This window comes from Dyella sp. (assembly GCF_035685805.1).
GTDB lineage: Bacteria > Pseudomonadota > Gammaproteobacteria > Xanthomonadales > Rhodanobacteraceae > Dyella_A.
On sequence record NZ_DASSAB010000051.1, the window covers coordinates 1 to 26,310 of the forward strand.

Sequence of the window (26,310 nt, forward strand, 5' to 3'; positions counted from 1 at the left end):
CGAGCAGCCAGCCGCTCTCCCAGCGCGTGGCGTCGCTGCAGCTGCTGCCGTCCCGGGTAGGGCAGAACAACGTGCGCCTGCCGCTCATGACGGCAGCCTCGCGGGCATGTTGCAGGGCGGCGATGAAATCGGTCTGCGCGACCCGCAGCTCGTTGCGGCTCAATAATTGCCGCAAGGGCGGGGCGGCGATGCCCATGAGTACCGCGATGATGGCGAGCACCATGATCTGCTCGATCAGGGTCACGCCGCACTGCCGGTGCGGTGGCCTGGAATTCCTTGAAACCGACACGGCTTCGCTTCCTGCGTGGTCCGGGAGGTTCATGCTAGGGCGTTGCGATCGCCCGGCCAGCAGTCCGGCCGCCACCCGGATGTCGGTTCCTGCTGACGCGTTCTGTCAGCAGGGGCGATTTAAAATGGCCTGTCGCACCCACATCTGTAGCCGATGACTGACCGCTTCCAACTCGCCGCCCCCTATCAGCCCGCCGGCGACCAGCCGCAGGCGATCCAGCGCCTGTCCGAGGGTTTCGAGGCCGGCCTGGCCGCACAGACCCTGCTCGGCGTGACCGGCTCGGGCAAGACCTACACCATCGCGAACGTGATCGAGCGCATCCAGCGCCCGACCATCGTGATGGCGCCGAACAAGACGCTGGCAGCGCAGCTGTACGGCGAGTTCAGGGAGTTCTTCCCGCACAATGCGGTGGAGTACTTCGTCAGCTACTACGACTACTACCAGCCGGAAGCCTACGTGGTGGCGTCGGACACCTTCATCGAGAAGGATGCCTCGATCAACGAGCACATCGAGCAGATGCGGCTGTCGGCGACCAAGGCGCTGCTGTCGCGGCGCGATTCGATCATCGTGGCCACCGTCTCGGCGATCTATGGCCTGGGCAATCCGGAGGATTACCTGTCGCTGCGCCTGATCCTGGCCACCGGCGAGCGCATCGACCAGCGCAAGCTGATCCACCAGCTGACCGAGCTGCAGTACACCCGCAACGAAACGGAGCTGCGCCGCGGCACCTATCGCGTGCGCGGCGAGATCGTCGACGTGTTTCCGGCCGAGTCGGAGACCGAGGCGCTGCGCATCGAGCTGTTCGATGGCGAAGTGGAGAAGATGGCGCTGTTCGATCCGCTCACCGGCGAGACGATCCGCAAGGTGCAGCGCTATACCGTCTACCCGCGCACGCACTACGCCAGCACGCGCGAGAGCGTGCTCAACGCGATCGAGACGATCAAGGTCGAACTGAAGGACCGGCTGGAATACCTGTACAGGGAGAACAAGCTGGTCGAGGCGCAGCGACTGGAGCAGCGCACGCGCTTCGACCTGGAGATGATGGCCGAGGTCGGCTACTGCCAGGGCATCGAGAACTACTCGCGCCACCTGACCCGCCGCGCGCCGGGCGAGCCGCCGCCGACCCTGTTCGACTACCTGCCGGCCGACGGCCTGCTGGTGGTGGACGAGTCGCACGTCACCGTGCCGCAGCTGGGCGCGATGTACAAGGGCGACCGCTCGCGCAAGGAGACCCTGGTCGAGTTCGGTTTCCGCCTGCCCTCGGCGATGGACAACCGGCCGCTGCGTTTCGAGGAATGGGAGGAGCGCGTGCCGCGGGCGATCTACGTCTCCGCCACGCCGCGCGATTACGAACTGCACAAATCCGGCGATGCGGTGACCGAGCTGGTGGTGCGCCCGACCGGCCTGGTCGATCCGGAAGTGGAGGTGCGCCCGGTGCGCACCCAGGTCGACGACCTGCTCAGCGAGGTGCACAAGCGCGTGGCGATGGGCGACCGCGTACTGGTCACCACGCTGACCAAGCGCATGGCCGAGAACCTCACCGAGTACCTGTCCGAGCACGACGTGAAGGTGCGCTACCTGCACTCGGACATCGAGACGGTGGAGCGCAGCGAGATCATCCGCGACCTGCGCCTGGGCGAGTTCGATGTGCTGGTCGGCATCAACCTGCTGCGCGAGGGCCTGGACATGCCCGAGGTATCACTGGTGGCGATCCTCGACGCGGACAAGGAGGGCTTCCTGCGTTCCACCGGCTCGCTGATCCAGACCATCGGCCGCGCTGCCCGCAACGTGCGCGGCAAGGCGATCCTGTACGCCGACAACATCACCCGCTCGATGCAGGCGGCGATGGACGAGACCGCCCGCCGCCGCGAGAAGCAGATCGTCTTCAACGAGGTGCACGGCATCACCCCGAAAACCGTGGTGCGGCGCATCGCCGACATCATGGAGGGCGCGCGCAGCGAGGTCGGCAACCGGCGTGGCGGCAAGACGCGCACCCGCGACCGCGCGGTGGCCGAGCAGGGCGCCGATTACGCCGGTCTCGGCGCGGCGCAGGCGGCTGCCCTGCTGAAGAAGCTGGAGGCGCAGATGTACAAGCACGCCCAGAACCTGGAGTTCGAGGACGCCGCCCGGCTGCGCGACCAGATCCACCAGTTGCGCGAGCAGGCCCTGCGCTGAGCCGGGCGGCGGGATATTGTCGGGCGCCGCCGGCTCCCGTATACTGCGCGGCTCGCACGGCCTGGCCGTGGCGACGGGCGGTTAGCTCAGCGGTAGAGCACTACCTTGACATGGTAGGGGTCACAAGTTCGATCCTTGTACCGCCCACCAATTCCATGATCCACCGATCGAGTGGAACCGAGAGGGGAATCCGGCCAGGGTTCCCCTTTTTCGTGGGACGACGGCGCGCTCGTCGCTGGCCGCGCGGCCATCTGATTCGTTCGCCGAACACGTTCGCGTCCGCTGCGCGTGCCCTCGCCGGCCGCGCGATTCGATGCCCTCTCGCCGCTCCCTCGCGGATCGGCGGAATTCCGTCGATTCAGCTTGCAGCAATCTCTTCACGGATGTAGATTGCCCGGACGGTCGATCGTACTCCGGCTGCCAGCGATCTTCGGGTCCGGGCGCGCCGTGAGGCGACGAGGAGATCGGGCACGCAGCTACGCCAAGTCCAACGCCGAGGTGGGGTGGTCATCGGTTTCGACGTGCGACGGCGGGATGTGGTGCTTCAGTAAAGTCGGATGGTGTGCCGAGACGTTGCATGCGTCGCGGCGCATGTCATGCCGCCACTGCCGAACCGCCGGGGGGAACGAAGGGGACGTATGGACTTGCGTGCACAGTCGCCATCGGAATCGTGCCTTGCTCCCGTACGTCGACGCGGTTCGCGCGGGCGCGTTGCCGTGTCGCCCGATCTTTCTGCCGATCGCCAATGCCGCGCGCACGATGTCTCGGTCACGACCGTGCAAGGTCGCCGCCGCGTCTGCGCACCTGCCTTCAATGACTTTTCGTTCCGTTGCCGCCGGGCTGGTCCCGGCCGCGCCGGGGCGGATGAATGCTGCATCTCGAAAACCCAAGCATGCCCACCGGGAGAGTCGCATGGCCAAGCAAAGTAGTCAGAAATTCATTGCGCGCAATCGTGCGCCCCGCGTGCAGATCGAGTACGACGTCGAGGTCTACGGCGCACAGAAGAAGGTGCAGGTACCGTTCGTGATGGGCGTGATGTCGGACCTGTCCGGTGCCAATGCGGGCGAGCTGCCGCCTATCGAGGATCGCAAGGCGCTGGAGATCGACGTCGACAATTTCGACAGCCGCCTGAATTCGATGAAGCCGCGGGTGACCTTCGCGGTGCCGAACACGCTCACCGGCGAAGGCAGCCTGGCGGTGGACATCACCTTCGAGAGCATGGACGACTTCTCGCCGGCGGCGGTCGCCCGCAAGGTGGGCGCCGTGGCGAAACTGCTCGAGGCGCGCACGCAGCTTGCCAACCTGGATACCTACATGGACGGCAAGGCAGGCGCTGAAAACCTGATTGCCCAGGCACTCAAGGACCCGGCGCTGCTGCAGTCGCTGGTTTCGGCGCCCAAGCCCGCCGACGACACCAACAAAGACGGGGAGTAAGCACGCATGGCCACCGAAAAGCTAGCCGAACAGGAAGGCGCCGTACAGACTCTCGACGCCGGCGACTTCGCTGCGTTGCTGAGCAAGGAGTTCAAACCCAAGAGCGACCGCGCCAAGGAAGAGGTCGAATCGGCCGTGCGCACCCTGGCCGAGCAGGTGCTGAACAAGGCCGACATCGTTTCCGACGACGTCGCCCAGACCATCAACGCCTACATCGCCGAGATCGACCGCAAGCTCAGCGAGCAGATCAACCTGATCATGCACCACCCCGATTTCCAGAAGCTGGAAAGCGCGTGGCGCGGCCTGCATCACCTGGTCAACAACACGGAGACGGATCAGCTGCTGAAGATCCGCGTGATGAACATCTCCAAGAAGGAGCTGGGCAAGACCCTGAAACGCTACAAGGGCACGGCCTGGGACCAGAGCCCGATCTTCAAGAAGCTGTATGAGGAAGAGTACGGCCAACTGGGCGGCGAGCCCTATGGCTGCCTGGTCGGCGACTACTACTTCGACCACAGCCCGCCCGACGTCGAGCTGCTCTCGGGCATCGCGCAGGTTGCTGCGGCGGCACACGCGCCGTTCATTTCGGCCGCGGCTTCCACCCTGATGGGCATGGACAGCTGGAACGAGCTTGCCAACCCGCGCGACCTGGCCAAGGTGTTCTCCACGCCGGACTATGCCGCGTGGCGCTCGCTGCGCGAGTCGGACGATGCCAAGTACATCGGCCTGACCATGCCGCGCACGCTGGCCCGCCTGCCGTATGGCGCCAACACCGATCCGGTGGAGGAGTTCAACTTCGAGGAGGACACTGCCGGCGCGGACTCGTCCAAGTACACCTGGCAGAACGCGGCTTACGCGATGGCGGTGAATATCAACCGCTCGTTCAAGGAATATGGCTGGTGCTCGCGCATCCGCGGCATCGAGTCCGGCGGCGCGGTGGAAGGCCTGCCCGCACACACCTTCCCGACCGACGACGGCGGCGTGGACATGAAGTGCCCGACCGAGATCGCGATCACCGATCGCCGCTCGGCCGAGCTGGACAAGATGGGCATGATGCCGCTGGTGCATCGCAAGAACTCGGACATGGCCGCGTTCATCAGTGCCCAGTCGCTGAGCAAGCCGGAGGAGTACGACGATCCGGACGCCACCGCCAACGCGGCACTGGGCGCGCGCTTGCCGTACATGTTCGCCTGCTGCCGCTTCGCGCATTACCTGAAGTGCATCGTGCGCGACAAGATCGGCTCCTTCAAGGATCGTACGGCGATGGAGCGCTGGCTGGCGTCCTGGATCAACCAGTACGTCGACGGCGACCCGGCCAACTCCAGCGAAGAGACCAAGGCCCGCAAACCCTTGTCGGCCGCGGAGGTGGTGGTGGAAGAGGTGGAAGGAGCACCTGGGTATTACACGTCGAAGTTTTTCCTCAAGCCGCATTATCAGTTGGAGGGCCTGACCGTTTCCCTGAGGCTGGTGTCCCGTCTTCCTTCGGCGGCCAAGAGCTGACCCGGAAGTTTCTCGCAGGTTCGTTCCACGGTTTCAACTGGCAGTACCAGTCAATCGCCGAGCAGCTTCCTCCGAGCGAGAACTGTCCGGTTCACCTGATTTCAACAGACAAGGAGAATTCTCATGGCACTAGACATGCACCTGAAGCTGGAGGGCGGCGACGTCACCTTCACCGGCGAATCCAAGCACACCAAGCACAAGGACCAGATCCAGCTGCTGGCCTGGTCCTGGGGGATGTCGCAGAGCGGTTCCTTCGGCCATGGCACCGGCGGCGGCGCGGGCAAGGCCAACGTGCAGGACATCAGCTTCACCAAGTACCTCGACAAGAGCACCACGTCCTTCATCAAGGCGCTGGTCACCGGCGCGCACATCGGCACCGCGACCTTGTTCGTGTCCAAGGCCGGCGGCAAGCAGGAGGACTACTTCACCATCAAGCTGACCAGCGCGATGGTGACCAGCTATTCCACCGGCGGCTCGGGCGGTGAGGACATGCTGACGGAGAACATCTCGATCAGCTTCGCCAAGTTCGACGTCGAGTACTTCGCCCAGAACGACAAGGGCGTGGTGGCTTCGGCCGGCACGGTCGGGTACAGCGTCGAGGAAGTCGCGGCGAGCTGAGCTGGCGCCTGACCAGGCTTCGCCGGCACCTGCTGTCCGGCGGTCCAGGTGCAGGGGACGAATGCAACGGCTTGTCGCACCCCGGACTTCCGGGTGCGACCAGCGGCGTTTGTCCGCCTGCACCCGGGATCGTCCGGTCGGGGTGACGGCGACCTTCCCGCGCCCGCGGCCCCGCTGCCGACGGGGCGCCGGCATCGAGAGACGACATGACACCCGAAAGCAAGCTCAAAGAAGGCCGGCCGGACGAAGCGTTGCAACTGCTCACGGCGGAAGTACGCAACAACCCGGCAGATGCCAAGCGCCGGGTTTTTTTATTCCAGTTGCTGGCGCTGCTCGGACAATGGGAGCGGGCACAGAACCAGCTCAGCGTCTGCGGCGAACTCGACCCGCTCAACGCCATGATGGTCGGTGCCTATTCGGAGGCGCTGAAGGGCGAACTGGTGCGCGCCGACGTCTTCGCCGGCAAACGCATGCCGGTGATCATCGGCGAGCCGGAACCCTGGCTGGCGTGGCTGCTGCAATCGCTCAAGCTCGGCGCCGAAGGCAGGCACGAGCAGGCCGCGACGCTGCGCGAGCAGGCACTGGAACAGGCTCCCGCGGTGGCGGGCAACATCGACGGCGCCGCGTTCGAGTGGATCGCCGATGCCGACCCCCGCATCGGGCCGTGCCTGGAGATCATCGTCAACGGCGGCTACTCCTGGGTACCGTTCTCGCGCCTGCGCGAGCTGAAATTCGAGGCCCCCAGTGACCTGCGCGACAAGATCTGGGTGCCCACCCAGGTGACATGGAGCAATGGCGGCCAGGCCATCGGCTTCATTCCGGGGCGTTACGCCGGCAGCGAACGGTCCGAGGACCAGGACATCGTGCTCGGGCGCAAGACCGACTGGGTGGAGCAGGGCAGCGACCAGATCGGTCTGGGGCAGCGCATGCTGGCCACCGACGTGGCCGACTATCCGCTGCTCGACGCGCGACTGATCACCTTCGACGTCGCCTGAGCCGGAGTGCCGACTTTCCATGGCTGAGCTCACCACCCAGGAACGACTTCAGCCTTCGCTGCTCGATCGCCTGACCGACGACGAGCCGGGCAAGCTGGAGGAAAGCCGCGAGAAGCGCGTGATCTCGGTGTCCCGACTGCGCGAATGCGTCACCCGCGATATCTCCTGGCTGCTGAATTGCGTGAGCCTGGAGGCGAATGTCGAGCTCGAGGAATATCCCGAGGTTTCCCGCTCGGTGCTCAACTTCGGCATCCCCGACCTTACCGGTGCGGCGCTGTCGGGAATCAACGCCGAAGCGCTGCAGCGCCGTGTACGCGATGCCATCGTGGCCTACGAGCCGCGGCTGACCGCCAACACCCTGCGCGTCAACGTCAACGCGTTGACCAAGCGCATGGATCGCCAGGCGCTGATTTTCAACATCGAATCGGAAATGTGGGCGCAACCGATTCCGTTGAACCTGTACCTGAAGACCGAAGTCGACCTGGAGACCGGCAACTTCAAGGTGTCGGAGGGCTTCGGCTGATCGCCCATGGACCCGAGACTGCTGCGCTACTACAACCGGGAACTGCAACACGTACGCGAAATGGGCGGCGAGTTTGCCCGCGAGTATCCGAAGATCGCCGGCCGCCTCGGCCTGGAAGGCTTCGAGTGCGCCGACCCCTACGTGGAACGCCTGCTGGAAGGCTTTGCCTTCATGGCCGCGCGCGTGCAGCTCAAACTCGACGCGCAGTATCCGGTGTTCACCCAGCACCTGCTGGAGATGATCTATCCGCATTACCTGGCGCCGGTGCCCTCGATGGCCGTGGTGCAGATGCACCCGGACCTCAAGGAAAGCGGCCTGCTGGCCGGCCACAAGGTGGCCCGGCACACGGCATTGCGCAGCATGATCGGCAAGGACGACCGCACCGCCTGCGAATACCGCACCGCCCACGAGGTCACCCTGTGGCCGCTGGAGCTGGCCGAGGCGAAGTATTTCGAGACCCCCGCCGCGATCGCCGCCGCCGGGGTGGTGCTGCCGGCCGGCAAGATCGTACGCGCCGGCCTGCGCCTGAAGTTCCGCGTCACCGCCGGTGCCCAGGCCAACATGCTGGCGCTGGACCGGCTGCCGATATTCCTTGCCGGCGCCGATGAACTGCCCAAACGCCTGTACGAGCAATTGCTCGGCAATGCGGTCGGCTACCAGGTCCGCGCGCAGGGCGCGTCGGGGGCGATCAACGAGAACCACGACGCCAGCCACATCGAGCGTCGCGGCTATGACGACGACGAGGCGCTGATCCCGTACTCCGGGCGCTCGTTCAGCGGCTACCGGCTGCTGCAGGAGTATTTCGCCTGCCCCGAGCGCTTCCTGTTCGCCGAGTTCACCGGCCTGCGGTCGCTGCTGGCGCGGGCCAAGGGCAACGAGTTCGAGATCGTGGTGTTGTTCGACCGCAGCGTGGCCAGCCTGCACAACGCCGTCGACGTCAGCAACTTCCGGCTGTTCTGCACGCCGGCGATCAACCTGTTCCCGCGGCGTGCCGATCGCATCCACCTGACGCAGGGCACCAGCGAATACCACATCCTCGCCGATCGCACCCGGCCGATGGATTTCGAAATCCACAGCATCGGCAACGTCGAGGGGTTCGGCGACCGGCAGGAGCCGGAGCAGCGCTTCCTGCCGTTCTACGGCTGCGACGAGCGCACCTGGCACGCGCGGCACTCGGCCTACTACACGATCCGCCGCGAGCCGCGGCTGTTGTCCTCCCGGCAGAAGCGCCAGGGTGCGCGCTCCAGCTACATCGGCAACGAGATGTTCATCTCGCTGGTCGACTCCAGCGAGGCGCCGTACTCCACCGAGCTGCGCCAGATCGGCATGCAGCTGATGTGCACCAACCGCGACCTGCCGCTGCAGATGCCGGTCGGCAAGTCCCACACCGACTTCACCCTGGAGACGGGCGCGCCGGTGGAATCGATCCGCTGCGTCGCCGGTCCGACCAAGCCGCGTGCCTCGGTCGCCACCGGCGAGACCGCGTGGCGCCTGCTCAGCCACCTGCAGCTCAACTACGTGTCGCTGCTGGAAAACAACGCGGGCGAAGGTGCGGCGGCACTGCGCGAGATGCTGACCCTGTACTGCGACGAGTTCGACTCCAGCGCACTGCGCCAGATCGAGGGGCTCAAGGCGGTGAGTTCGCAATCCATCGTGCGACGCATCCCGTTGCCGGGGCCGATCACCTTCGGCCGCGGCCTGGAGATCACCCTGACCTGCGACGACGGCGCCTTCGAGGGCACCGGAGCGTTCCTGCTGGGCGCGGTGATGCAGCAGTTCTTTACCCGTTACGTATCGATCAACTCCTTCACTGAAACCGTTCTGCGCACGCTGGAACGCAACGAGGTCGCCCGATGGCCCGCCCGGCTGGGAACACGGCAGACGCTGTAGCGCTGGAGAACGCGCTGCGCGACCATCCCGAGTCCTTCGAGTTCTTCGAAGCGCTCCGGCGGTTGGAGTGCGCATTCCCGGAGCGTCCGCGGCTGGGCCAGTCGACCAAGGTCAGCGACGATTTCGTGCGCCTGGGCCAGACCCCTTCGCTGGCCTTTGCGCCACGCACCGTGGACAGCTACCAGCCCGGTGGCGGCGGCCGCCCGGCGCGCATGCGTGGCCTGTTCTTCGGCCTGTTCGGCCCGAACGGGCCGTTGCCGCTGCACCTGACCGAATACGCGATGGACCGCGAGATCAACGCGCGGGATTCCACCTTCCGCGCGTTCGCCGACATCTTCCACCATCGCATGATGAGCCTGTTCTACCGCAGCTGGGCCGACGCCCAGCCCACGGTGCAGCTGGATCGCCCCGAGGAGGATCGTTTCCAGCTGTACATGGGCGCGCTGGTCGGCCTGGCCACGCCGGATCTGGGCGATCGCGACGCCTTGCCGGACCAGTTCAAGCGGTTCTTCGCCGCACGCCTGCTGCAGCAGGCGCGCAATGCCGAAGGCCTGCAGGGCATGCTGGAGCGCTTCTTCCGCGTGCCGGTGGGCGTCGTCGAGTTCATCGCCGAATGGATGCGCCTGCCGTCCGCCTCGCAGCTGCGCCTGGGCGCCTCGCGCGAGGTTGCAGCACTGGGCCTGACCACGGTCACCGGCGAATACGTGCGCGGCAGCCAGCAGCGTTTCCGCCTGCGCCTGGGGCCGCTCACCCGCGCCCAGTTCAACAACTTCCTGCCCGGCGGCGAAGCGCTGCGGCAACTGGTGGCCGCGGTGAAAACCTACGTCGGCGAGGAAAAAGCCTGGGATGTGCAGTTGGTACTGAAGAAGGCCGATGTCCCGGTGACGCGCCTGGGGCGCGAAGGACGGATGGGCCTGACGACGTGGATGGGCTCGCCCCGGCACGACGACGACGTCGACGAGGTCGTGCTGCAACCGGTGGGATAGCCGCTGGCGGCCGGGTCGACGTGGCAACAGACATGATGGGATTGGCAATCAACTCAGAGGATCAATGACATGGCCGAGATCAGTCGCGGCGCGCTGTTCGGGAAACTCAACAAGCTCGCTTTCCGGTGCATCGAAAGCGCGACGGTGTTCTGCAAGCTGCGCGGCAATCCGTACGTGGAACTGGTGCACTGGATCCACCAGATCCTGCAGTTGCAGGATTCGGACCTGCACCGCATCGTCAAGCAGTTCAACCTCAACCCGTCGAACCTGGCGCGCGACATCACCGATGCGCTGGACCGGCTGCCGCGTGGCTCCTCGTCCATCTCCGATCTGTCCAGCAACGTCGAGGAAGCGGTCGAGCGCGGCTGGGTGTTCGCCACGCTGATGTTCGGCGAGGCGCAGGTGCGCACCGGTTACCTGATCGTCGGCTGCCTGCGCACGCGCAACCTGCGCAATGCGCTGGTCAACATCTCGGCCGAGTTCGACAAGATCAAGCCCGAGGCATTGGTGGAGAAGTTCGCCGAGGTGGTCGGCGGCTCGCCCGAGGACGGGCAGCATGCGAACGACGGTTTCCGCATGGGCGGTGGCAGCGCGCCGGGCGAGGCAAGCGGCGCGATGTCGCCGGCACAGATGGGCAAGCAGGAAGCGCTGGCGCAGTTCACCATCGACCTCACCGCGCAGGCGCGCGACGGCAAGATGGACCCGATCGTCGGTCGCGACGACGAGATCCGCCAGCTGGTCGACATCCTCATGCGCCGTCGCCAGAACAACCCGATGCTGGTCGGCGAAGCCGGCGTGGGCAAGACCGCGGTGATCGAGGGCTTTGCCATGCGCATCGCCATCGGCGACGTGCCGCCGCCGCTGAAGGACGTGCAACTGCGCGTGCTCGACGTGGGGCTGCTGCAGGCCGGCGCCAGCATGAAGGGCGAGTTCGAGAACCGCCTCAAGCAGGTGATCGAAGAGGTGCAGTCGTCCACCAAGCCGATCATCCTGTTCATCGACGAGGCGCACACCCTGGTCGGCGCCGGTGGCGCCGCCGGCACCGGCGACGCGGCCAACCTGCTCAAGCCCGCGCTCGCACGCGGCAACCTGCGCACCGTGGGCGCCACCACCTGGGCCGAATACAAGAAGCACATCGAGAAGGATCCCGCGCTCACCCGCCGCTTCCAGACCGTGCAGGTCGACGAGCCCAGCGAGGAGAAAGGCATCCTGATGATGCGCGGCGTTGCCAGCGTGATGGAAAAGCACCACAAGGTGCAGATCCTGGACGAGGCGCTGGAGGCGGCAGTGAAGCTGTCGCATCGCTACATTCCCGCGCGCCAGTTGCCGGACAAGGCCGTCAGCCTGCTCGACACCGCCTGTGCCCGCGTCGCGATCAGCCAGCACGCGGTGCCGCCGGAGGTGGACGACACCCGCAAGCGCATCGTCGCGCTGGAAACGGAGCTGGCAATCATCGCGCGCGAAAAGACCGTCGGCGTGGACGTAGCCGAGCGGGAGGCGTCAGCCAACGACAAGCTGGCCACGCAGAAAGCCCGGCTGGAAAAGCTCGACGCCGACTGGCAGGCGGAGAAGGCGCTGGTCGAGCAGATCCTCGCCCTGCGCGCGAGGCTGCGCGGCGATGCGGCGCCGGTCGAGGGCACCGGCAGTGCGCTGGAAGCCTCGGCCAACGCCGAAGCGGTGGCCGAGGAAGTCGCCACCCCGGTCGAGCTCGATGATGCGGCCCGCGCCGCGGCGCTGGAGGAGCTGAAGGGCCTGCAGGCAAGGCTTTCCGAACTGCAGGGCGACAGCCCGCTGATCCTGCCCACGGTGGACATGATCGCCGTCGGCGCGGTGGTGTCGGACTGGACCGGCATCCCGGTCGGCCGCATGGTCAAGAGCGAGCTGGAAACGGTGATGAACCTCGCCGGCCTGATGGGCAAGCGGGTGATCGGCCAGGACCACGCGATGGAGATGATCGCCAAGCGCATCCAGACCAGCCGCGCCGGCCTGGACAACCCGAACAAGCCGATTGGCGTGTTCATGCTTGCCGGCACCTCCGGCGTGGGCAAGACCGAAACCGCGCTGGCCCTGGCCGAGGCGCTGTACGGCGGCGAACAGAACATCATCACCATCAACATGAGCGAGTTCCAGGAGGCGCACACCGTTTCCACGCTCAAGGGCGCGCCCCCGGGCTACGTCGGCTACGGCGAGGGCGGCGTGCTGACCGAGGCGGTGCGACGCAAGCCGTATTCGGTGGTGCTGCTGGACGAGGTGGAGAAGGCGCACCCGGACGTGCACGAGATCTTCTTCCAGGTGTTCGACAAGGGCGTGATGGAAGACGGCGAAGGCCGCCAGATCGACTTCAAGAACACCCTGATCCTGCTCACCACCAACGCCGGCACCGACATGATCGCCGGCCTGTGCAAGGACCCGGAGCTGATGCCCGACCACGAGGGCATGGCCAAGGCGCTGCGCGATCCGCTGCTGAAGATATTCCCGCCGGCGCTGCTCGGCCGCCTGGTCACGATCCCGTACTACCCGCTCAGCCCGCAGATGCTGGGCGAGATCGTCAAGCTGCAGTTGAACCGCATCAAGAAGCGCATCGAAGCCCGCTACAAGATCCCGTTCGAGTACGGCGAGGATGTGGTCAAGCTGGTGGTCGAGCGCTGCACAGAAGGCGAATCGGGCGGCCGCATGATCGACGCCATCCTCACCAACTCGATGCTGCCGGACATCAGCCGCGAGTTCCTCAACCGGACCATCGAAGGCAAGCCGATCGAGAAGGCGAGCGTGAGTGTTGAGGGTGGGGAATTCTCTTACGCGTTTTGAACCCGTCCCGGCTGTTGGCTCAAATCAGGGGAAGAAGATGAACGATTACAAGAAGTTGATGAAATTCATAGAGGCACAGTCGTTGCTGGCTCCGGTTTCTCCTGGGGAGTCGAACAGAGACCTCTATGCCTACTTTCATGAAAAGCTGGACAACCCCTCCAACGACCGCGGCGACGTTCGGGAGATGGCCAACCGGTCGTTACGGGTGGCGGGACTCCGGCCACGGAATTCCAGTCAAGCGTCAACCCTCGACGCGCCGGAAAACGCAGATCTTCGGGCAAGAGCGGCGGCGCTGCTGGCGATGTCCATCATTCGGGACATGAGTGAGACTGAGTTGACCACCCAGTTCGCGCGGCTGGGCAAACTGAATCAGTCGGTGGTGCTGTCAGAGTTGCGGATAACGCTCAAGAAGGGGGATGTAGAGCAGTCACGCAAGCATCCGAAGCTGGAAATGAAAAATTTCTCGAGCGCTGGGACGCGTGCAAGCATCTGGAAGCACGAGATCGAGGACGCTTATTCCAAGACGCACGACATGCTCCTGCAGTGCGAAATGCGCCTGCTTGTCGGCGGCAGCACCCTGACCGGAAATCTGGCGACGGTTTTCAACACGTACTTCGGCAATCCGTCTGCTGTCATCGATACATCAACGCTCCCGTTCAGCGATGCAGCTAAACCTGCTTGGATGCCGTCGAACCAGACGCGGCTTGAAGTAGTGAGGGAAGTGCTGCGACGCGTGTGCAAGAACTTCGTGCGGCAATCCATCCGTATCTATTTCGGAGGACGCAGCATCGACGACGGCACGTATGCCTATGTCAGTGGAAAAACCAATCCCACCAAGATTCATGTCGGCGGCCAGTTCTTCACCAAGGTAAAGGAAGGTCTTGCCAGCGAGGCTGGCACGATCGTCCACGAGTGCACGCATACCTTCGCTGGAACGAAAGATCACAAGTACAAGGACGATCCCTGCAAGCAGCTGGCGATCAGTGATCCAGCGAAAGCACTGTCAAACGCTGACAGCTACAAGTTTTTCGTCGAGGCCGCGTTCGGCTCTTGATGCGTCTGGTGTGGAGGCTGCAGGTACGGACGCCACTTCCCCTACCGTCGCTTCAGGCATTGGCTGCGCCCTGCGGGCCGATCCGGTTTTCCGGCTGCAAAGGGATGTGAAGAGCGGGAAATACTCGAAGCTGCGATTCCCGAAGAATCGGGACAACCTGCCCGTGCGGTGACGCGGGCATATCGAGTCCTGCAAAAGAGCACCAATGGAGCGGGGGAGGTTATGGCAAGTCGTTTTTCAGAAGCGTATGCGGAAATCTCGAAAGGCCTGGCGAGCAGGGACTTTTCCGCGGACAAGGACTGGCAGAAGCTGCTGGTGCGGGCGCGCAAGCTGGTTGCCGTGGATGGCTTCGATGCGGGTGAATCGGGGCTCGTGGGTGACTTGCGCACGGCCTTGTCCAAGGGTACGGCGCGCGGCACCACCGAGGCGGTGGCGTTGCTCGCCGGTGCTGGAGAAGCGCTGAGCGGCAAGGGCGCCAATGTGAGCGTCGATGCCGCGCTGGCGCTGCGGCTCGGCGCGCTGAAGACGCTGCGCCACACCTATCTGCTTAAGCGCTTTGGTGGGCACAAGGTCTGGTGTGTGGACCTGCCGACCTCCTTCACCGACTGGCCGCATGAGGCGCTCGCCGGTGATCTGGCGCGGTCCACGCGGCGACTCGATGATCGCAACGAGCGTTTCGCCGAAGCCCGGCGCAAGGATCTGGGCAACGCCTCGCAGGAAGCGCTCAAGTGGGTGCACAAGGCGATGATGGTGGCGGGCAGCCCCAAGGGAACGAAGAACTTCGCGCGCATCGCCCGCTGGTTTGCCGATGCCGGCAGCAAGGACGAGGACATGTACAAGGCGGCGGCCACGCTGAACCTGGGGCTGAAGAAAATGGCCGCCAAGCTGAAGTCCGGGCATCTGATCTACGTCGACTCGGTGTCCGAGCGGGGAACGACGGAGAACGCCGGCGTGGAGGCATTTGTCTGGGGCGACACCATGGACGTCGTCTACATCGAAGAAGAATTCTTCGGTTCGCGCAATTCCCTCAGCGGCCTAACCAACTGGGCGAGGATCGTGGTGCACGAGCTGACCCACCGCGAGCAGAACACCAAGGACCATGCCTACGAACACCAGGGCATCAATCCGAAAAAGCTCACGGCTGCCAAGGCGATCGAGAATGCCGACAGCTGGGCCTGGTTCTGCGCCGATTGCGCCGGAGCACTCACCGATGGAGTGGTGAAAAATGCGCTGGACCGCTAAAGCCGTCGCCATGGCCTGCGCTGTCGCATCGCTGCCGGGCTGCGCTTCCCTGTCTACCACCGTCGTGCCGCAAGAGGTTCATTCCATGAGCAAGTCATCCAGTCGCATTCCCGCACCCGCCGTCGCCCCCGTTGTCGTAGGTGAGGTCCGCTACGAGCAGGTGCCCAACGGCCTGCTGGCTGGCCTCGATCAGATGGGCGGCTATCTGGCGGCTTTCGACGTGGCCTCGGGTGCGCGGCTATGGACGCTGGAGGTCTACGACAACAAGCGTGTCCCCGAAAAAGAGGGCGATGTGCAGGACGTGTTCTTCAAGTCCATGACTGCGCAGGCGGACGGCACGTTGCTGATCGAGAACGAGCGCGGCGGGCGTTTCGTGGTGGATCCAGAAGCGAGGTCGGTCCGGTTGGCAACGCCGTAGGCGAGCCGGCGCCGCGATTGTCACAGCGTCACTGCCGTTGCATGCCGTTTGGAACGTCAGGCGCACCTGCTCGCCACTCATCGACAGGAGCTTTCCAGGAACGGGGTCAGGTTCACTTATGTGTCTACGATGCGGCAAATAACTCGACCGGACCCCGTTATTGCGGGTCTCATCTACTCCAATGGACGGAGTCAGCGGGTCTATCCAGTTAAAGGAAATGTATCGCCGAACCATCAAGGCACTAGCAGCGGAGTTGCGTGCGGGGCTCTGGAAGAGGGCTCTCCCTTCCACTTGCGGGAGCGTGAGAGCCGGCCACCGCAGGTGTAATAGCGCCGAGACTTGTTGCAGGCCCGCCATCGGCCTTTTGTTCACGTGAGCAGGCGCTCATTGCCAGGAGACAGGTATGTCGTACGAAAGCATTGCCCAGAACAGGGTCATGGAAATCGGCAAAGGAAGCCGATTGAAGGAGCGGAAAATCGGCATATGGACAGTAAGCAGCCCGTTTTCCGGTGCTGCGTCCGTCAAGGTGACGCTGGTTCTCCTGGACGAGTCGACTGGCAACAATTTTTACAACAAGCACGTCCAGCGCCGCGGGGAGAGCCCGGAATTTGTCAAGGATCTGCGCAACCCCAGAACGACCGGTGGTGACCTAGGCTATTCCATCTCGCAAGTGGGAATGGGTGTATTGACCGCCAACTTCAACAAGAGCACCACGATCAGGCTGGACCGAATCGACCTTTCGCACATGCTTTACAAAATGGCCGAGGCACTGCATGCGGTAAGCAGCAAGGTCCCGCTGAATGTCTACCAGGGACATCTGACGGATGTCGATTTCGTGATTGGTGATGCCGTTGCTTATGTAAACGGTGGAAAGAAGTCGTTCCACTCCGCCATCGCGATTGGTGGAACAAAGACGGCCGACACGGGTACCAGCATGACCTTCAATATCAGTCACGGTGTTACCGCGTGAGGCAATGGCCTGAACGGGAGGATCGATGCGAAGTGAGAGGGCCGCTTTTTTCACTTTTCCGCTTGCCGCGGAAAGAAACGGGAAAGACATGTCGGCCACTGCGTTCAGCGGCGGCTCGGTCTCGCCCGACTTGTTCCGGATCGGCAAGCGCAAGAAGAAGGATTCATTCGAACAACTGAGGGGGGCTGGTTATGGCAGGTTTTGCGGCTTTTAGAAACAAGCGCCTGTGCGACGTGGTGTTTCCCGGCACCCACGACGCGGGCATCTATGGTGCGGAGCTGGGTGGCACGGCTCGCACGCAGAATCTGACCCTCGGTCAGCAGGCGGCGGCAGGTGTGCGCTACTTCGATCTTCGCATCGCAACGATCAAGACGGCCAACGGTCTCGAGCAGAGGGCGTTCCACGCGCCGGCCCTGAAGCAGAAGACCAGTTCGGCAGGCAGCTACCAGGCGCCATCGTTAAGCAAGAAAGTGCAGATCGGCACATTCACCGGCTATGGCGGCGACCGGCTCTCCGAGATGCTCGACCAGGCTCGCGCCTTCGTCATGGCCAACACCGATGAATTCCTGATCCTGCGTTTCTCCAAGTGCGGAAATATGGAAGAGGTGGTGAACCAGTGCCTGCTCAAGCTGGGCAACGAGCGGTTCGCGCAGAACGTCAACCTCAATGTCGCGCTGATCAGTTCGTTGCAGGGCAAGGTCATCGTCATCATCGATCAAGGTGATTTCGACAAGTTGCCGACCCTGTTGAAGGCCTCGTCGCCCGGCATCCTGCCGGTGAAGGCAATGTTCAACTCCGACGGTGCGCACGCGTCGTACGACCCTCACAAGTGGGGCATGCAGTATTTCGGCAAGTACTCCAATACCCGCTCCAGCGCCAAGAACGCCCGCAAGCAGGCGGAGATTCTTTCGCAGGGGCCGGTGAGCAGCCCCGAGATGCTCGGCATGATGTACTGGACGCTCACCACCAAGATCGGCGAGAAGCTCCTGAAAACCTTCGAGAGCATCGAGGCCCGCGACCGCAAGATGTGGACCTCTGGCCAGCAGGCGCTGGTCGGCGCCTGGCGGGCCGGCGTGAAGGACCACATCATTGCCCGGGCCGGGCACCAGCACCGGCAGTGGCTCGCCAAAGGCTATCCGCCGACAGCGATGGGCCGCAGCGCCAAGTCCTTCATGCCCAACATCATCATGATGGACTTCGCCGACGCCAATCGCTGCGCGACGATCTGGAACCTCAACCTCACTACCGCAGACATGATGGCGCGCATGGGCGACGACCTGACTAACGTCGGCGCCATCATCTGAGGACAGTCCGCCGGGTGCGCGATCGTGAGCGTTATCGTCGCGCCCGCGGCTTCGGAGCTGGAGTTTGCGCCGGCGAGTTTTAGGCAGATTGCAGTAGGCGTCGTGTCCACCAAGGCGCCCGGCTGCCGATGATCCATTCCGCTGGACTTCTAAGCAGCTGACAAGATGGCCCGACGTCGTCCCGCCTGCCCGGACCGCTTCGGTTGCGTGAGATCAGGGGCGGCGCCGGATGTTCCAGCATCGTGGTTTGCATGCGCCAGCTCTTTACCCTGTCGCGTGCAAGGCCTTGCAGCGGGACATGGCCTGGCACGAGCAGCTTGCAGGCAGCGAGGACGGCAGTGACGAGGACATCGCCTATCACGGCCAGTACGTGCTGGACCTGTCCCGCGCCCTGAGCGAACTCGGCGGGCTCTATCAGGAGGCCCGCCAGGGCAATGCCGGGTTGCCGGAACTGGACCAGCTGATCGGCGTCTGAGCCGGCCCGGCAGATGTCGGGCGACGGCGGTGACCGCGGGATCCCTGCCGGGGCGTGATCAAATCCGCCCCGTTTTTGCGCACCTAAGTGGTGGAGCGAGTCGCAAGCCCTTTTCCGGGGCGGCGGCGGCGCGAAGCCGAGGGGGCGGGGCAGATGAAGCATGCGAATCGACCGGAAGCGGGCGTCGTCTGGCGCGGGGCGGGGCATTAGCCATGCCGCAACCGGCCGCGCGTCTTACCGACATGCACGTCTGCCCGATGGTCACCGGCGTGGTGCCCCACGTGGGTGGCCCGATTTCCGCCCCGGGCAAGCCGACGGTGCTGATCGGTGGGCTGCCGGCGGCGCGGCTGGGCGACATGGCCGTCTGCGTGGGGCCGCCGGACTCGATCGTGATGGGCGCACCCACCGTGCTGATCGGTGGCCAGCCGGCGGCCCGCCTGGGCGACAGCTGCGCACACGGCGGCACCATCGTGCTCGGTTGTTTCACGGTTCTGATTGGCTGAAGGATTACGCATGAACGCCGCTGCCCGCACATTCCGTCGCTCGCGCAAGGCTGCCAAGCCCGCGTCAAAGCCGCACGCGGCGCTGCTGGCGCGTGCGATCCAGGCCCATCAGGCGGGCGATCTGGACGGCGCCGAGCGGTTGTACAACGAGGTGCTGGAAATGCACGTCGCCCAGCCGGATGCGCTGCATTTCCTGGGCGTGCTGTGCCACCAGCGCGGTCGCAGCGACGAGGCGGTATCGCTGATCGGCTCGGCGCTGAAGATCACCCCGCGCCACCCCGATGCGCACAACAACCTCGGCAACATCCACAAGGAGTGCGGCCGGCTCGCGGAGGCCGAGGCCTGCTATCGGCGCGCTCTGGAGTGCGGCCCGGGCCATTACAACGCCCTGAGCAACCTGGCGGTGGTGCTGGAGGCACAGGAGCGGCTCGACGACGCCTTCGACGCCTATACGCGGCTGCTGCAGCAGGCGCCCGCTTATGCCCACGGGCATTACCGGCTGGGCCTGTTCCTGCGCAACCACGCGCAGAACGAAGAACACCTGGAACAGTCCGCCGAGTGCTTCCGTGAGGCGTTCCGCTGCGACGAGCGCAACGTGCGGGCGCTGGAAGGCGTCGGCATCGCGCTGTACATGCTCGGGCGCCACGACGCCGCCGCCGAGGTCTACCGCGACTGGCTGGTGCGCGAGCCGGACAACCCGGTGCCGCGGCACATGCTGGCCTCCTGCGGCGCGACCGAGGCGCCGCCGCGTGCCGCCGACGACTACGTGCGCGACGTGTTCGACGGTTTCGCCGACAGCTTCGACGAGCAGTTGCTCAACAACCTCGGCTACCGCGCGCCGGAAGTGCTGATGGCGTTCCTCGACGAAGTGGCGCCGACCGCGCCTGCCAGCGCGGACGTGCTCGATGCCGGCTGCGGCACCGGCCTGTGCGCGCCGCTGCTGCGCGAACGCGCACGCCACCTGGTCGGCGTGGACCTGTCCGGCGGCATGGTCGACAAGGCCCGCGCCCGCGGCGGCTACGACGCGCTGGAAGTGGCCGAACTCACGGCGTGGCTGGACGCGCACCACGGGGCATTCGACCTGGTGGTCTCGGCCGACACCCTGGTCTATTTCGGCGAGCTCGGCCCGGTGCTCGGCGCCGCCGCCGGGGCGCTGCGGCCGGACGGCTGGCTCGGCTTCACGCTGGAGGCGATCGAAGGCGATGAAGACCGCAGCGAGCTCAGCTCGAGCGGGCGCTATCGCCACTCGCGCGCCTACGTCGAGCGCGTGCTGACCGCCGCCGGCTTCGACGCCGTCACGATCCGCTCCGACACCCTGCGCCGCGAGGCGGGCAAGCCGGTGCTGGGCTGGGTGGTGCGGGCCCGCCGCGCATCGACGCCGGTGGCCGGCTGAGCCGGGCACCCAGGAGAAACCATCGATGGCCCATGCAATCACCGTACACAGCGACATCGACAGCAGCCTGCTGTTCGTCCGGATGCGCGCCAGCGAGCCGCTGGGCCGCCTTTTTTCCTGCGAACTGGAGCTGATCAGCGAAAGCGCCGAGGTGAAGCTGCGCAAGCTGCTGGGCACCCCGATGGCGGTCACGCTGAAGACCGACGAGGGCGACGAGCGCCATTTCCACGGCATCGTCGCGGAGGCCGCGCAGACCGGTTTCGAGACGATCAGCAAGGTGCGCTATGCCCGCTATCGCGTGCAGCTGGTGCCCAAGCCCTGGCTGCTCACGCACCGGGTCGACTGCCGCATCTACAACGCCAAGAGCGTGCCGACCATCGTCAAGGACCTGCTGGGCGAAATCGGCTATGCCGACGTCAAGCTGAGCCTGAGCGGCAACTACGCCGCCCGCGACTACTGCGTGCAGTACCGCGAGAGCAGCTTCGACTTCATCACCCGCCTGCTCGAGCAGGAGGGCATCTACTACTACTTCACCCACACGGCGAGCACGCACACCATGGTGCTGGCCGATGCGCTGGGCGCGCACGCGGCGCTCAGCGGCCTGGCGCAGATTCCCTACTGCCCGCCGCTGGATTACGGCAGCCGCGCGGCCGCATCGATCTCCGAGTGGCGCACCGCCGAGAGCGTGCACGCGCTGAAGTGCCAGCTCACCGATTACGACCCGCTCAACCCGAAGACGGCGCTGCTGGGTACCGAGAACATCGATGACGGCAGCAGTTTCCACGGCGTGTCGGGGCTGGACGTGTTCGATTACCCGGGCCTGCACGCATCCGCGGATGACGGCCGGCGCTACGCGCAGGTACGGGTGGAGGCGCTCAACGCGCGCCACCTGGCGTTCGAGGGTCGCACCGACGCCTGCGGCATGGCGACCGGCGGACTGTTCACGCTGAAGGACTTTCCGCTGGCCGAGCTCAACCAGGAATACCTGGTGACCGGCACCACCATCGAGCTGGCCGACCCGGGCTACCACGCGGGGGCGGAGCAGGGTGTCGAGCCGTTCCAGTGCCGCTTCGAGGCGGTCACCTCCAAGACCCCGTTCCGCAACCTGCCCAGCGTGGCCAAGACCCGCGTGGTCGGCCTGCAGACGGCAGTGGTGTGCGGCAGCGACACCGACGAAGAGATCGCGGTGGACAAGTACGGCCGCGTGCAGGTCACCTTCCACTGGAACAAGCCGGACAAGGACAAGGCGCAGAGCTCCTGCCCGGTGCGCGTGGCCTCGCCGTGGGCCGGCAAGAACTGGGGCGCGGTGAGTATTCCGCGGGTGGGGCAGGAGGTGGTGGTGAGCTTCCTCGAGGGCGACCCGGATCGTCCGCTGATCATCGGCAGCGTCTACAACGCCGACAACCTGCCGCCATACGCGTTGCCGGACAACAAGACCCAGTCGGGCATCAAGAGCCGCAGCCTGCTGGGCGGCGCCGACGATGCCAACGAGCTGCGCTTCGAGGACAAGAAGGGCTCCGAGCAGCTGTTCATCCACGCGCAGAAGGACATGGTCGAAGAGGTCGAGAACGACCACACCGTCACCATCGACCACGACGAAATCAGCACGGTCAAGAACGACCAGACGCTCACCGTGAAGCACGACCAGACCACCACGGTGGAGAACAACCAGACGCTCACGGTCAACAACGACCAGACCGAGACGATCAAGCACGACCGCAAGGTCACCGTGCAGAACGGCGACACGCTCGACGTCACGATGAACGGCACCACCAGCATCGGGCAGAAGTTCAAGCTCGACGCCGGCACCGAGATCGAGCTGGTCACCGGCGCCTCGAGCATCGTGATGAAGAGCTCGGGCGACATCGAGATCAAGGGCCTCAACATCAAGATCACCGCCAGCATGGGCGTGAAGATCGAGGGCCAGGTCGAGGTCGGCATCAAGGCCGGCGCCACGATGGATATCGGCGCAGGCGCCAGCCTCAAGGCGCACTCGGACGCGATGCTCGAAGTAGCCGGCGCCGCCATGACCACGGTCAAGGGCGCCATGACGACCATCAAGGGTGACGCGATGACCCAGGTCTCCGGCGCCATCATCATGATCGGCTGACGGGAGAAGCACGCATGTCGGCAGTCATCCACGCTTCGGTGCAGATGGAGCTCACCCCGGACGCCAGCGCCCGCCTGCGCGCGGACATGTCGCCGCAGACCGCGGTGCAGGACCTGCTCGCCGCGGGCCAGGCGCAGGACGCGCTGAAACTGCTCGCGCGACTGATGCCCAAGCGCTACGCGGTGGCGTGGCTGTGCCAGTGCGCCCGCGAGCAGCCGCTCACCCAGGAAGATCGCGCCGGCGCCTCGCTGGCCGAGCAATGGGTGCGCGACACCTCCGAGAGCAATCGTCGCGCCGCGTTCGAGTTCGCCCACGCGGGCGGCTACAAGTCGCTCGGCGCGTGGATTGCCGCCGCGGCGGGCTGGTCCGGCGGCAGCCTGGCGCCGGCCACGCAGCAGACGCCGGTGCCTCCGCCGGAGCATCTCACCGCCCGCGCCACGGTGGCCTCAATCAACCTGATGGCGGCCTTGGATGCACCGAACTTCGCGTCGCGTCGCGCCACCTTCATCGAGCGCGCGATGAGCCTGCTGCAGGCCAGCGGGAGCGAGCCGTGACATGCCGCCGCCACCATCGTCGCCATCCCGCGGGGGGGAACTGAGCGTGTCCACATCACCAACCCTGGTCCTGGCCGTGATGGGCCATCACGCCGCGCAGTTCGGCGCACGCAGCCAGAAGGCGTTCGAGGGCCGCGACGGCAGCATCGGGCGCTCGGAGGACTGCGACTGGGTGCTCAGCTCGTCCGGCGTCTCGCGCGTGCACGCGATGATCCGCTGCCTCAACGGCATCTATTTCATCGAGGACCGCTCCACCAACGGCATGCTGCTCAACGGCATGCCGCTGGTGAAGGGCGAGCCGTCGGCGCTGAAGCAGGGCGACCGGCTGCAGATCGATACCTTCGAGGTGTCGGTGAACCTGCAGGCCGCCAACGCGCCGGCGCCGGCACCCGCTGCGGCCGCGCCGGCGCCGGTGGACATCTTCGCCACCTCGCCGCCGCCGCCGTTTGCGCCGCTGACGCCGTCGCCGGCACCGGCACGGGCGATCGATCCGCTGGATGATTTCCTCGATCTCGGGCTTGGCCCGTCGGTCGCCGGTGCCGGTGGGCGCGATGGCGGGCTGATTCCCGACGCCCTGCATGGCGGTGGCGATCCGCTCGATCCGCTGAGCTTTCTCGATGCGCCGCTGGCACCCCTGGCCGGCGTGCCCGTGGCGACCGGCGCCGGCTGGAACCACACGCCCGGCATGGAAGACCATTTCCGCCCGCCGGCCACCGAGGGCCAGCGTGCCGTGCAGCCGCTGCCGGAAAACTGGGACCTGACGATGGGCGATTTCGCCCCCCGCGGGGCCCCGGCACCCGCCCCGGCGTTTGCCCCCACACCGGCACCGCCGCCGGTCGCGCCGGTTGCCGCGCCGATGCCGCCGGCATCCGCCATACCGACGCCGGCCGGCGCGATGCCGGCCGACGTGCAGCAGATGCTCGGCATCGTGGTCGACGGCGTGATGGACGTGCTGCGCGCGCGGGCCGAGATCAAGAACACCTTCCGCCTGCCGGTGACGATCATCCAGCGCTCGGAGAACAACCCGCTGAAGTTCGCGCCGAATGCGGACGAGGCGCTGCAGAAGATCCTCTCGCCGCCGAACGCCGCGTTTTTGTCCGGCCCGGCCGCGTTCGACGACGCCTTCGACGACATCCGCTGCCACCAGATGGCGATGCTCGCCGGCGTGCGCGCGGCGTTCGAATCGCTGCTGGCGCACTTCGGCCCCGACCGGCTCGAGCAGGAGGTCGATGGCGGCAAGCGCTCGGCCTTCGGCGGCAAGGCGAAGTACTGGGAGAAGTACCGCGAGAACTTCGAGGGGCTGATCAAGAACCCCGACGACTGCTTCCGGCGCCTGTTCGGCGACGAGTTCGCGCGCGCCTACGAGGAACAGCTGGCCCGGCTCAAATCGGCCCGGCGCAGCGGCGCCCGGCACTCGTGACGGCCGCGCGTGACGTAATTCGGGGCCCGAGCACGCACTAACAAGAGACGCAGGGGATGAAGGGGAGGCTGGGCTGGCGAAGGCAGGCCATCGGGCGGCGTGATCCTGGCGGGTACGGGTGCGTGCCGGCGGCCGGCAACTTCGCGCGCGCCCGCGCCGACCTGCTGCACCCGCTCCAGGCGCGCCCTGAAGCGGCTCGCACGGGTCGCAGGCGGCGCGCCCCGACGGGCGTGCCAGCGACTTCGCATCTTCTCGCCCAGCAGCCGCAAAACCAGCACATAGGCCGGACATGACGCAGAACAACAAAGTGGTATGGAGCGAGGGGCTGTTCCTCAGGCCCCAGCACCTGCAGCAGCACGAGCGCTACCTGGAGCGCTTCGTCGAGCTGCGCGCCGGTGCGCTGCGTCCCTACACCTGGGGCTTCACCGAGCTGGAACTGGAGACCGACCTGCTGGCGGTGGGCAAGCTCGGCATCCGCCGCGCCCGCGGCGTGTTCCCCGACGGCACCCCGTTCGCGATGCCCGCGGACGATCCGCTGCCGCCGGCGCTGGACGTGGACGCCAACTGGCGCGACCAGACCGTCTATCTCACGCTGCCGCTGCGCTCACCCACGCAGCCCGACAGCGGCCGCCCGGAAGCGCCGGCGGAGAAGCTGTTCCGCTACCGCGTGCGCGAGGCCGAGGTGCGCGATGCCTCCGGCAGCACCGACGGCACCGCGCTGCTGGAAGTGGGCGGCATGACCAGCCGCCTGCTGCCCGAGTCGCAGCCGCTGGAGGGGCTCACCCGGATGCCGCTGGCGCGCATCGTGGAGTGCCGCTCCGACCGGCGGGTGATGCTGGATGAAGGTTTCATGCCGACCGGCTTCAGCGTCGGCGCGGTGCCGCGACTGGTGACCTTCCTGACCGAACTGCTCGGGCTGCTGCACCAGCGCGGCGAAGCGCTGGCCAGCCGGGTGGCGGTGACCGACCGCGGCGGCGCGGCGGAGATCGCCGATTTCCTGCTGCTGCAGGTGGTCAACCGCTGCCAGCCGCTGGTGGCGCACCTGGCCGAGGCGCCGCTGGTGCATCCGGAGGAGCTGTATCGCGCGATGGTGATGATGGCCGGCGAGCTGGCGACCTTCACCATGCCCGGCAAGCGACCCAGCGCATTCCCCGCCTACCGCCACGAGTCGCTGCGCGAGAGCTTCGAGCCGGTGATCCTGGCCCTGCGCAACAGCCTCAGCGCGGTGATGGAGCAGACCGCCACGCCGATCCCGCTGCAGGAGCGCAAGTACGGCGTATGGGTGGCGGTGGTGCCGGACCTCACCCTGCTCGATACCGCCGCCTTCGTGCTGGCGGCCAAGGCGGATCTCAAGTCCGAAGACCTGCGCCGGCAGCTGCCGGCGGTCTCCAAGATCGGCCCGGTGGAGAAGATCCGCGACCTGGTCAACCTGCAGCTGCCGGGCATCGGCGTGAGCCCGATGCCGGTGGCGCCGCGACAGATTCCGTACAACGCGGGCTACCTGTATTTCGAGTTCGACAAGCACGCGCCGATGTGGCGCGAGCTGAAGACCTCCGGCGGCATCGCGTTCCACTTCGGCAGCGAGTTCGCCGGGCTCGACCTGCAGCTGTGGGCGATCCGGGGAGGGTGAGGACGCGCATGGTCCCGAT

22 protein-coding genes and 1 tRNA gene are annotated in these 26,310 nt (G+C 65.9%); 22 read left to right on the forward strand and 1 reads right to left on the reverse strand.

Features of this window, described 5'->3' with window-relative positions:
* On the reverse strand, positions 1 to 244 hold a 244-nt coding region (locus tag VFG40_RS15310; protein ID WP_324899040.1), incomplete at its 3' end, for a pilus assembly FimT family protein.
* 198 nt (positions 245 to 442) lie between these two features.
* Here VFG40_RS15310 and uvrB point away from each other — a divergent pair.
* From uvrB to tssK, 22 genes are all read left to right on the forward strand, one after another.
* Complete coding sequence (gene uvrB / locus VFG40_RS15315; RefSeq protein ID WP_324899042.1) at positions 443 to 2,464, forward strand: excinuclease ABC subunit UvrB; 2,022 nt, start codon at positions 443 to 445, stop codon at positions 2,462 to 2,464.
* 75 nt (positions 2,465 to 2,539) lie between these two features.
* Positions 2,540 to 2,614, forward strand: a tRNA-Val gene (locus VFG40_RS15320).
* Between the two features lie 762 nt (positions 2,615 to 3,376).
* Positions 3,377 to 3,898 (forward strand): type VI secretion system contractile sheath small subunit, encoded by a 522-nt coding sequence (tssB, locus tag VFG40_RS15325; RefSeq protein ID WP_324899045.1) that lies wholly within the window; start codon positions 3,377 to 3,379, stop codon positions 3,896 to 3,898.
* A gap of 6 nt (positions 3,899 to 3,904) precedes the next feature.
* The gene (gene tssC / locus VFG40_RS15330) at positions 3,905 to 5,398 is read left to right on the forward strand and encodes a type VI secretion system contractile sheath large subunit (RefSeq protein ID WP_324899048.1); all 1,494 of its coding nucleotides are present in this window, start codon (positions 3,905 to 3,907) and stop codon (positions 5,396 to 5,398) included.
* Positions 5,399 to 5,521: 123 nt separating this feature from the next.
* Positions 5,522 to 6,016: an Hcp family type VI secretion system effector gene (tssD, locus tag VFG40_RS15335; RefSeq protein ID WP_324899050.1), complete on the forward strand. Its 495-nt coding sequence runs from the start codon at positions 5,522 to 5,524 to the stop codon at positions 6,014 to 6,016.
* Positions 6,017 to 6,222: 206 nt separating this feature from the next.
* Entirely contained in the window at positions 6,223 to 7,011 is a 789-nt protein-coding gene (locus tag VFG40_RS15340) for a type VI secretion system accessory protein TagJ (RefSeq protein ID WP_324899053.1), read from the forward strand.
* 19 nt (positions 7,012 to 7,030) lie between these two features.
* The gene (tssE, locus tag VFG40_RS15345) at positions 7,031 to 7,534 is read left to right on the forward strand and encodes a type VI secretion system baseplate subunit TssE (protein ID WP_324899055.1); all 504 of its coding nucleotides are present in this window, start codon (positions 7,031 to 7,033) and stop codon (positions 7,532 to 7,534) included.
* A 6-nt stretch (positions 7,535 to 7,540) separates the two neighbouring features.
* Positions 7,541 to 9,424 carry a type VI secretion system baseplate subunit TssF gene (tssF, locus tag VFG40_RS15350; protein ID WP_324899057.1) on the forward strand — a complete coding sequence of 628 codons (1,884 nt, stop codon included), beginning with the start codon at positions 7,541 to 7,543 and terminating at the stop codon, positions 9,422 to 9,424.
* Positions 9,388 to 10,410 carry a type VI secretion system baseplate subunit TssG gene (gene tssG / locus VFG40_RS15355; RefSeq protein WP_324899059.1) on the forward strand — a complete coding sequence of 341 codons (1,023 nt, stop codon included), beginning with the start codon at positions 9,388 to 9,390 and terminating at the stop codon, positions 10,408 to 10,410. Before tssF ends, tssG begins: the two co-directional genes overlap by 37 nt.
* A 69-nt stretch (positions 10,411 to 10,479) precedes the next feature.
* Positions 10,480 to 13,218: a type VI secretion system ATPase TssH gene (gene tssH / locus VFG40_RS15360; protein WP_324899061.1), complete on the forward strand. Its 2,739-nt coding sequence runs from the start codon at positions 10,480 to 10,482 to the stop codon at positions 13,216 to 13,218.
* A 37-nt stretch (positions 13,219 to 13,255) separates the two neighbouring features.
* Complete coding sequence (locus VFG40_RS15365) at positions 13,256 to 14,272, forward strand: M35 family metallo-endopeptidase (protein WP_324899064.1); 1,017 nt, start codon at positions 13,256 to 13,258, stop codon at positions 14,270 to 14,272.
* Between the two features lie 168 nt (positions 14,273 to 14,440).
* Entirely contained in the window at positions 14,441 to 15,514 is a 1,074-nt protein-coding gene (locus tag VFG40_RS15370; RefSeq protein ID WP_324899066.1) for a M35 family metalloendopeptidase, read from the forward strand.
* Between the two features lie 85 nt (positions 15,515 to 15,599).
* Complete coding sequence (locus VFG40_RS15375; RefSeq protein ID WP_324899068.1) at positions 15,600 to 15,932, forward strand: hypothetical protein; 333 nt, start codon at positions 15,600 to 15,602, stop codon at positions 15,930 to 15,932.
* A gap of 403 nt (positions 15,933 to 16,335) precedes the next feature.
* Positions 16,336 to 16,902, forward strand: coding sequence for a hypothetical protein (locus VFG40_RS15380; RefSeq protein ID WP_324899070.1), 567 nt, complete (start codon positions 16,336 to 16,338; stop codon positions 16,900 to 16,902).
* Positions 16,903 to 17,138: 236 nt separating this feature from the next.
* Positions 17,139 to 18,206, forward strand: a complete 1,068-nt coding sequence (locus VFG40_RS15385; RefSeq protein WP_324899072.1) for a PI-PLC domain-containing protein — start codon at positions 17,139 to 17,141, stop codon at positions 18,204 to 18,206.
* A 229-nt stretch (positions 18,207 to 18,435) separates the two neighbouring features.
* A complete protein-coding gene (locus VFG40_RS15390) occupies positions 18,436 to 18,681 on the forward strand; it encodes a hypothetical protein (protein WP_324899074.1) in 246 nt (81 codons plus the stop codon).
* Positions 18,682 to 18,893: 212 nt separating this feature from the next.
* Positions 18,894 to 19,184 carry a PAAR domain-containing contractile injection system baseplate protein gene (locus tag VFG40_RS15395; protein ID WP_324899076.1) on the forward strand — a complete coding sequence of 97 codons (291 nt, stop codon included), beginning with the start codon at positions 18,894 to 18,896 and terminating at the stop codon, positions 19,182 to 19,184.
* A gap of 10 nt (positions 19,185 to 19,194) precedes the next feature.
* The gene (locus VFG40_RS15400; RefSeq protein WP_324899078.1) at positions 19,195 to 20,577 is read left to right on the forward strand and encodes a tetratricopeptide repeat protein; all 1,383 of its coding nucleotides are present in this window, start codon (positions 19,195 to 19,197) and stop codon (positions 20,575 to 20,577) included.
* Between the two features lie 25 nt (positions 20,578 to 20,602).
* Entirely contained in the window at positions 20,603 to 22,687 is a 2,085-nt protein-coding gene (gene tssI, locus VFG40_RS15405; protein ID WP_324899080.1) for a type VI secretion system Vgr family protein, read from the forward strand.
* Between the two features lie 14 nt (positions 22,688 to 22,701).
* Positions 22,702 to 23,241, forward strand: a complete 540-nt coding sequence (locus VFG40_RS15410; RefSeq protein WP_324899082.1) for a DUF6931 family protein — start codon at positions 22,702 to 22,704, stop codon at positions 23,239 to 23,241.
* A gap of 46 nt (positions 23,242 to 23,287) precedes the next feature.
* The gene (tagH, locus tag VFG40_RS15415; RefSeq protein ID WP_324899085.1) at positions 23,288 to 24,661 is read left to right on the forward strand and encodes a type VI secretion system-associated FHA domain protein TagH; all 1,374 of its coding nucleotides are present in this window, start codon (positions 23,288 to 23,290) and stop codon (positions 24,659 to 24,661) included.
* Between the two features lie 289 nt (positions 24,662 to 24,950).
* Positions 24,951 to 26,291 carry a type VI secretion system baseplate subunit TssK gene (gene tssK, locus VFG40_RS15420; RefSeq protein ID WP_324899088.1) on the forward strand — a complete coding sequence of 447 codons (1,341 nt, stop codon included), beginning with the start codon at positions 24,951 to 24,953 and terminating at the stop codon, positions 26,289 to 26,291.
* Positions 26,292 to 26,310 lie beyond the last annotated feature (19 nt).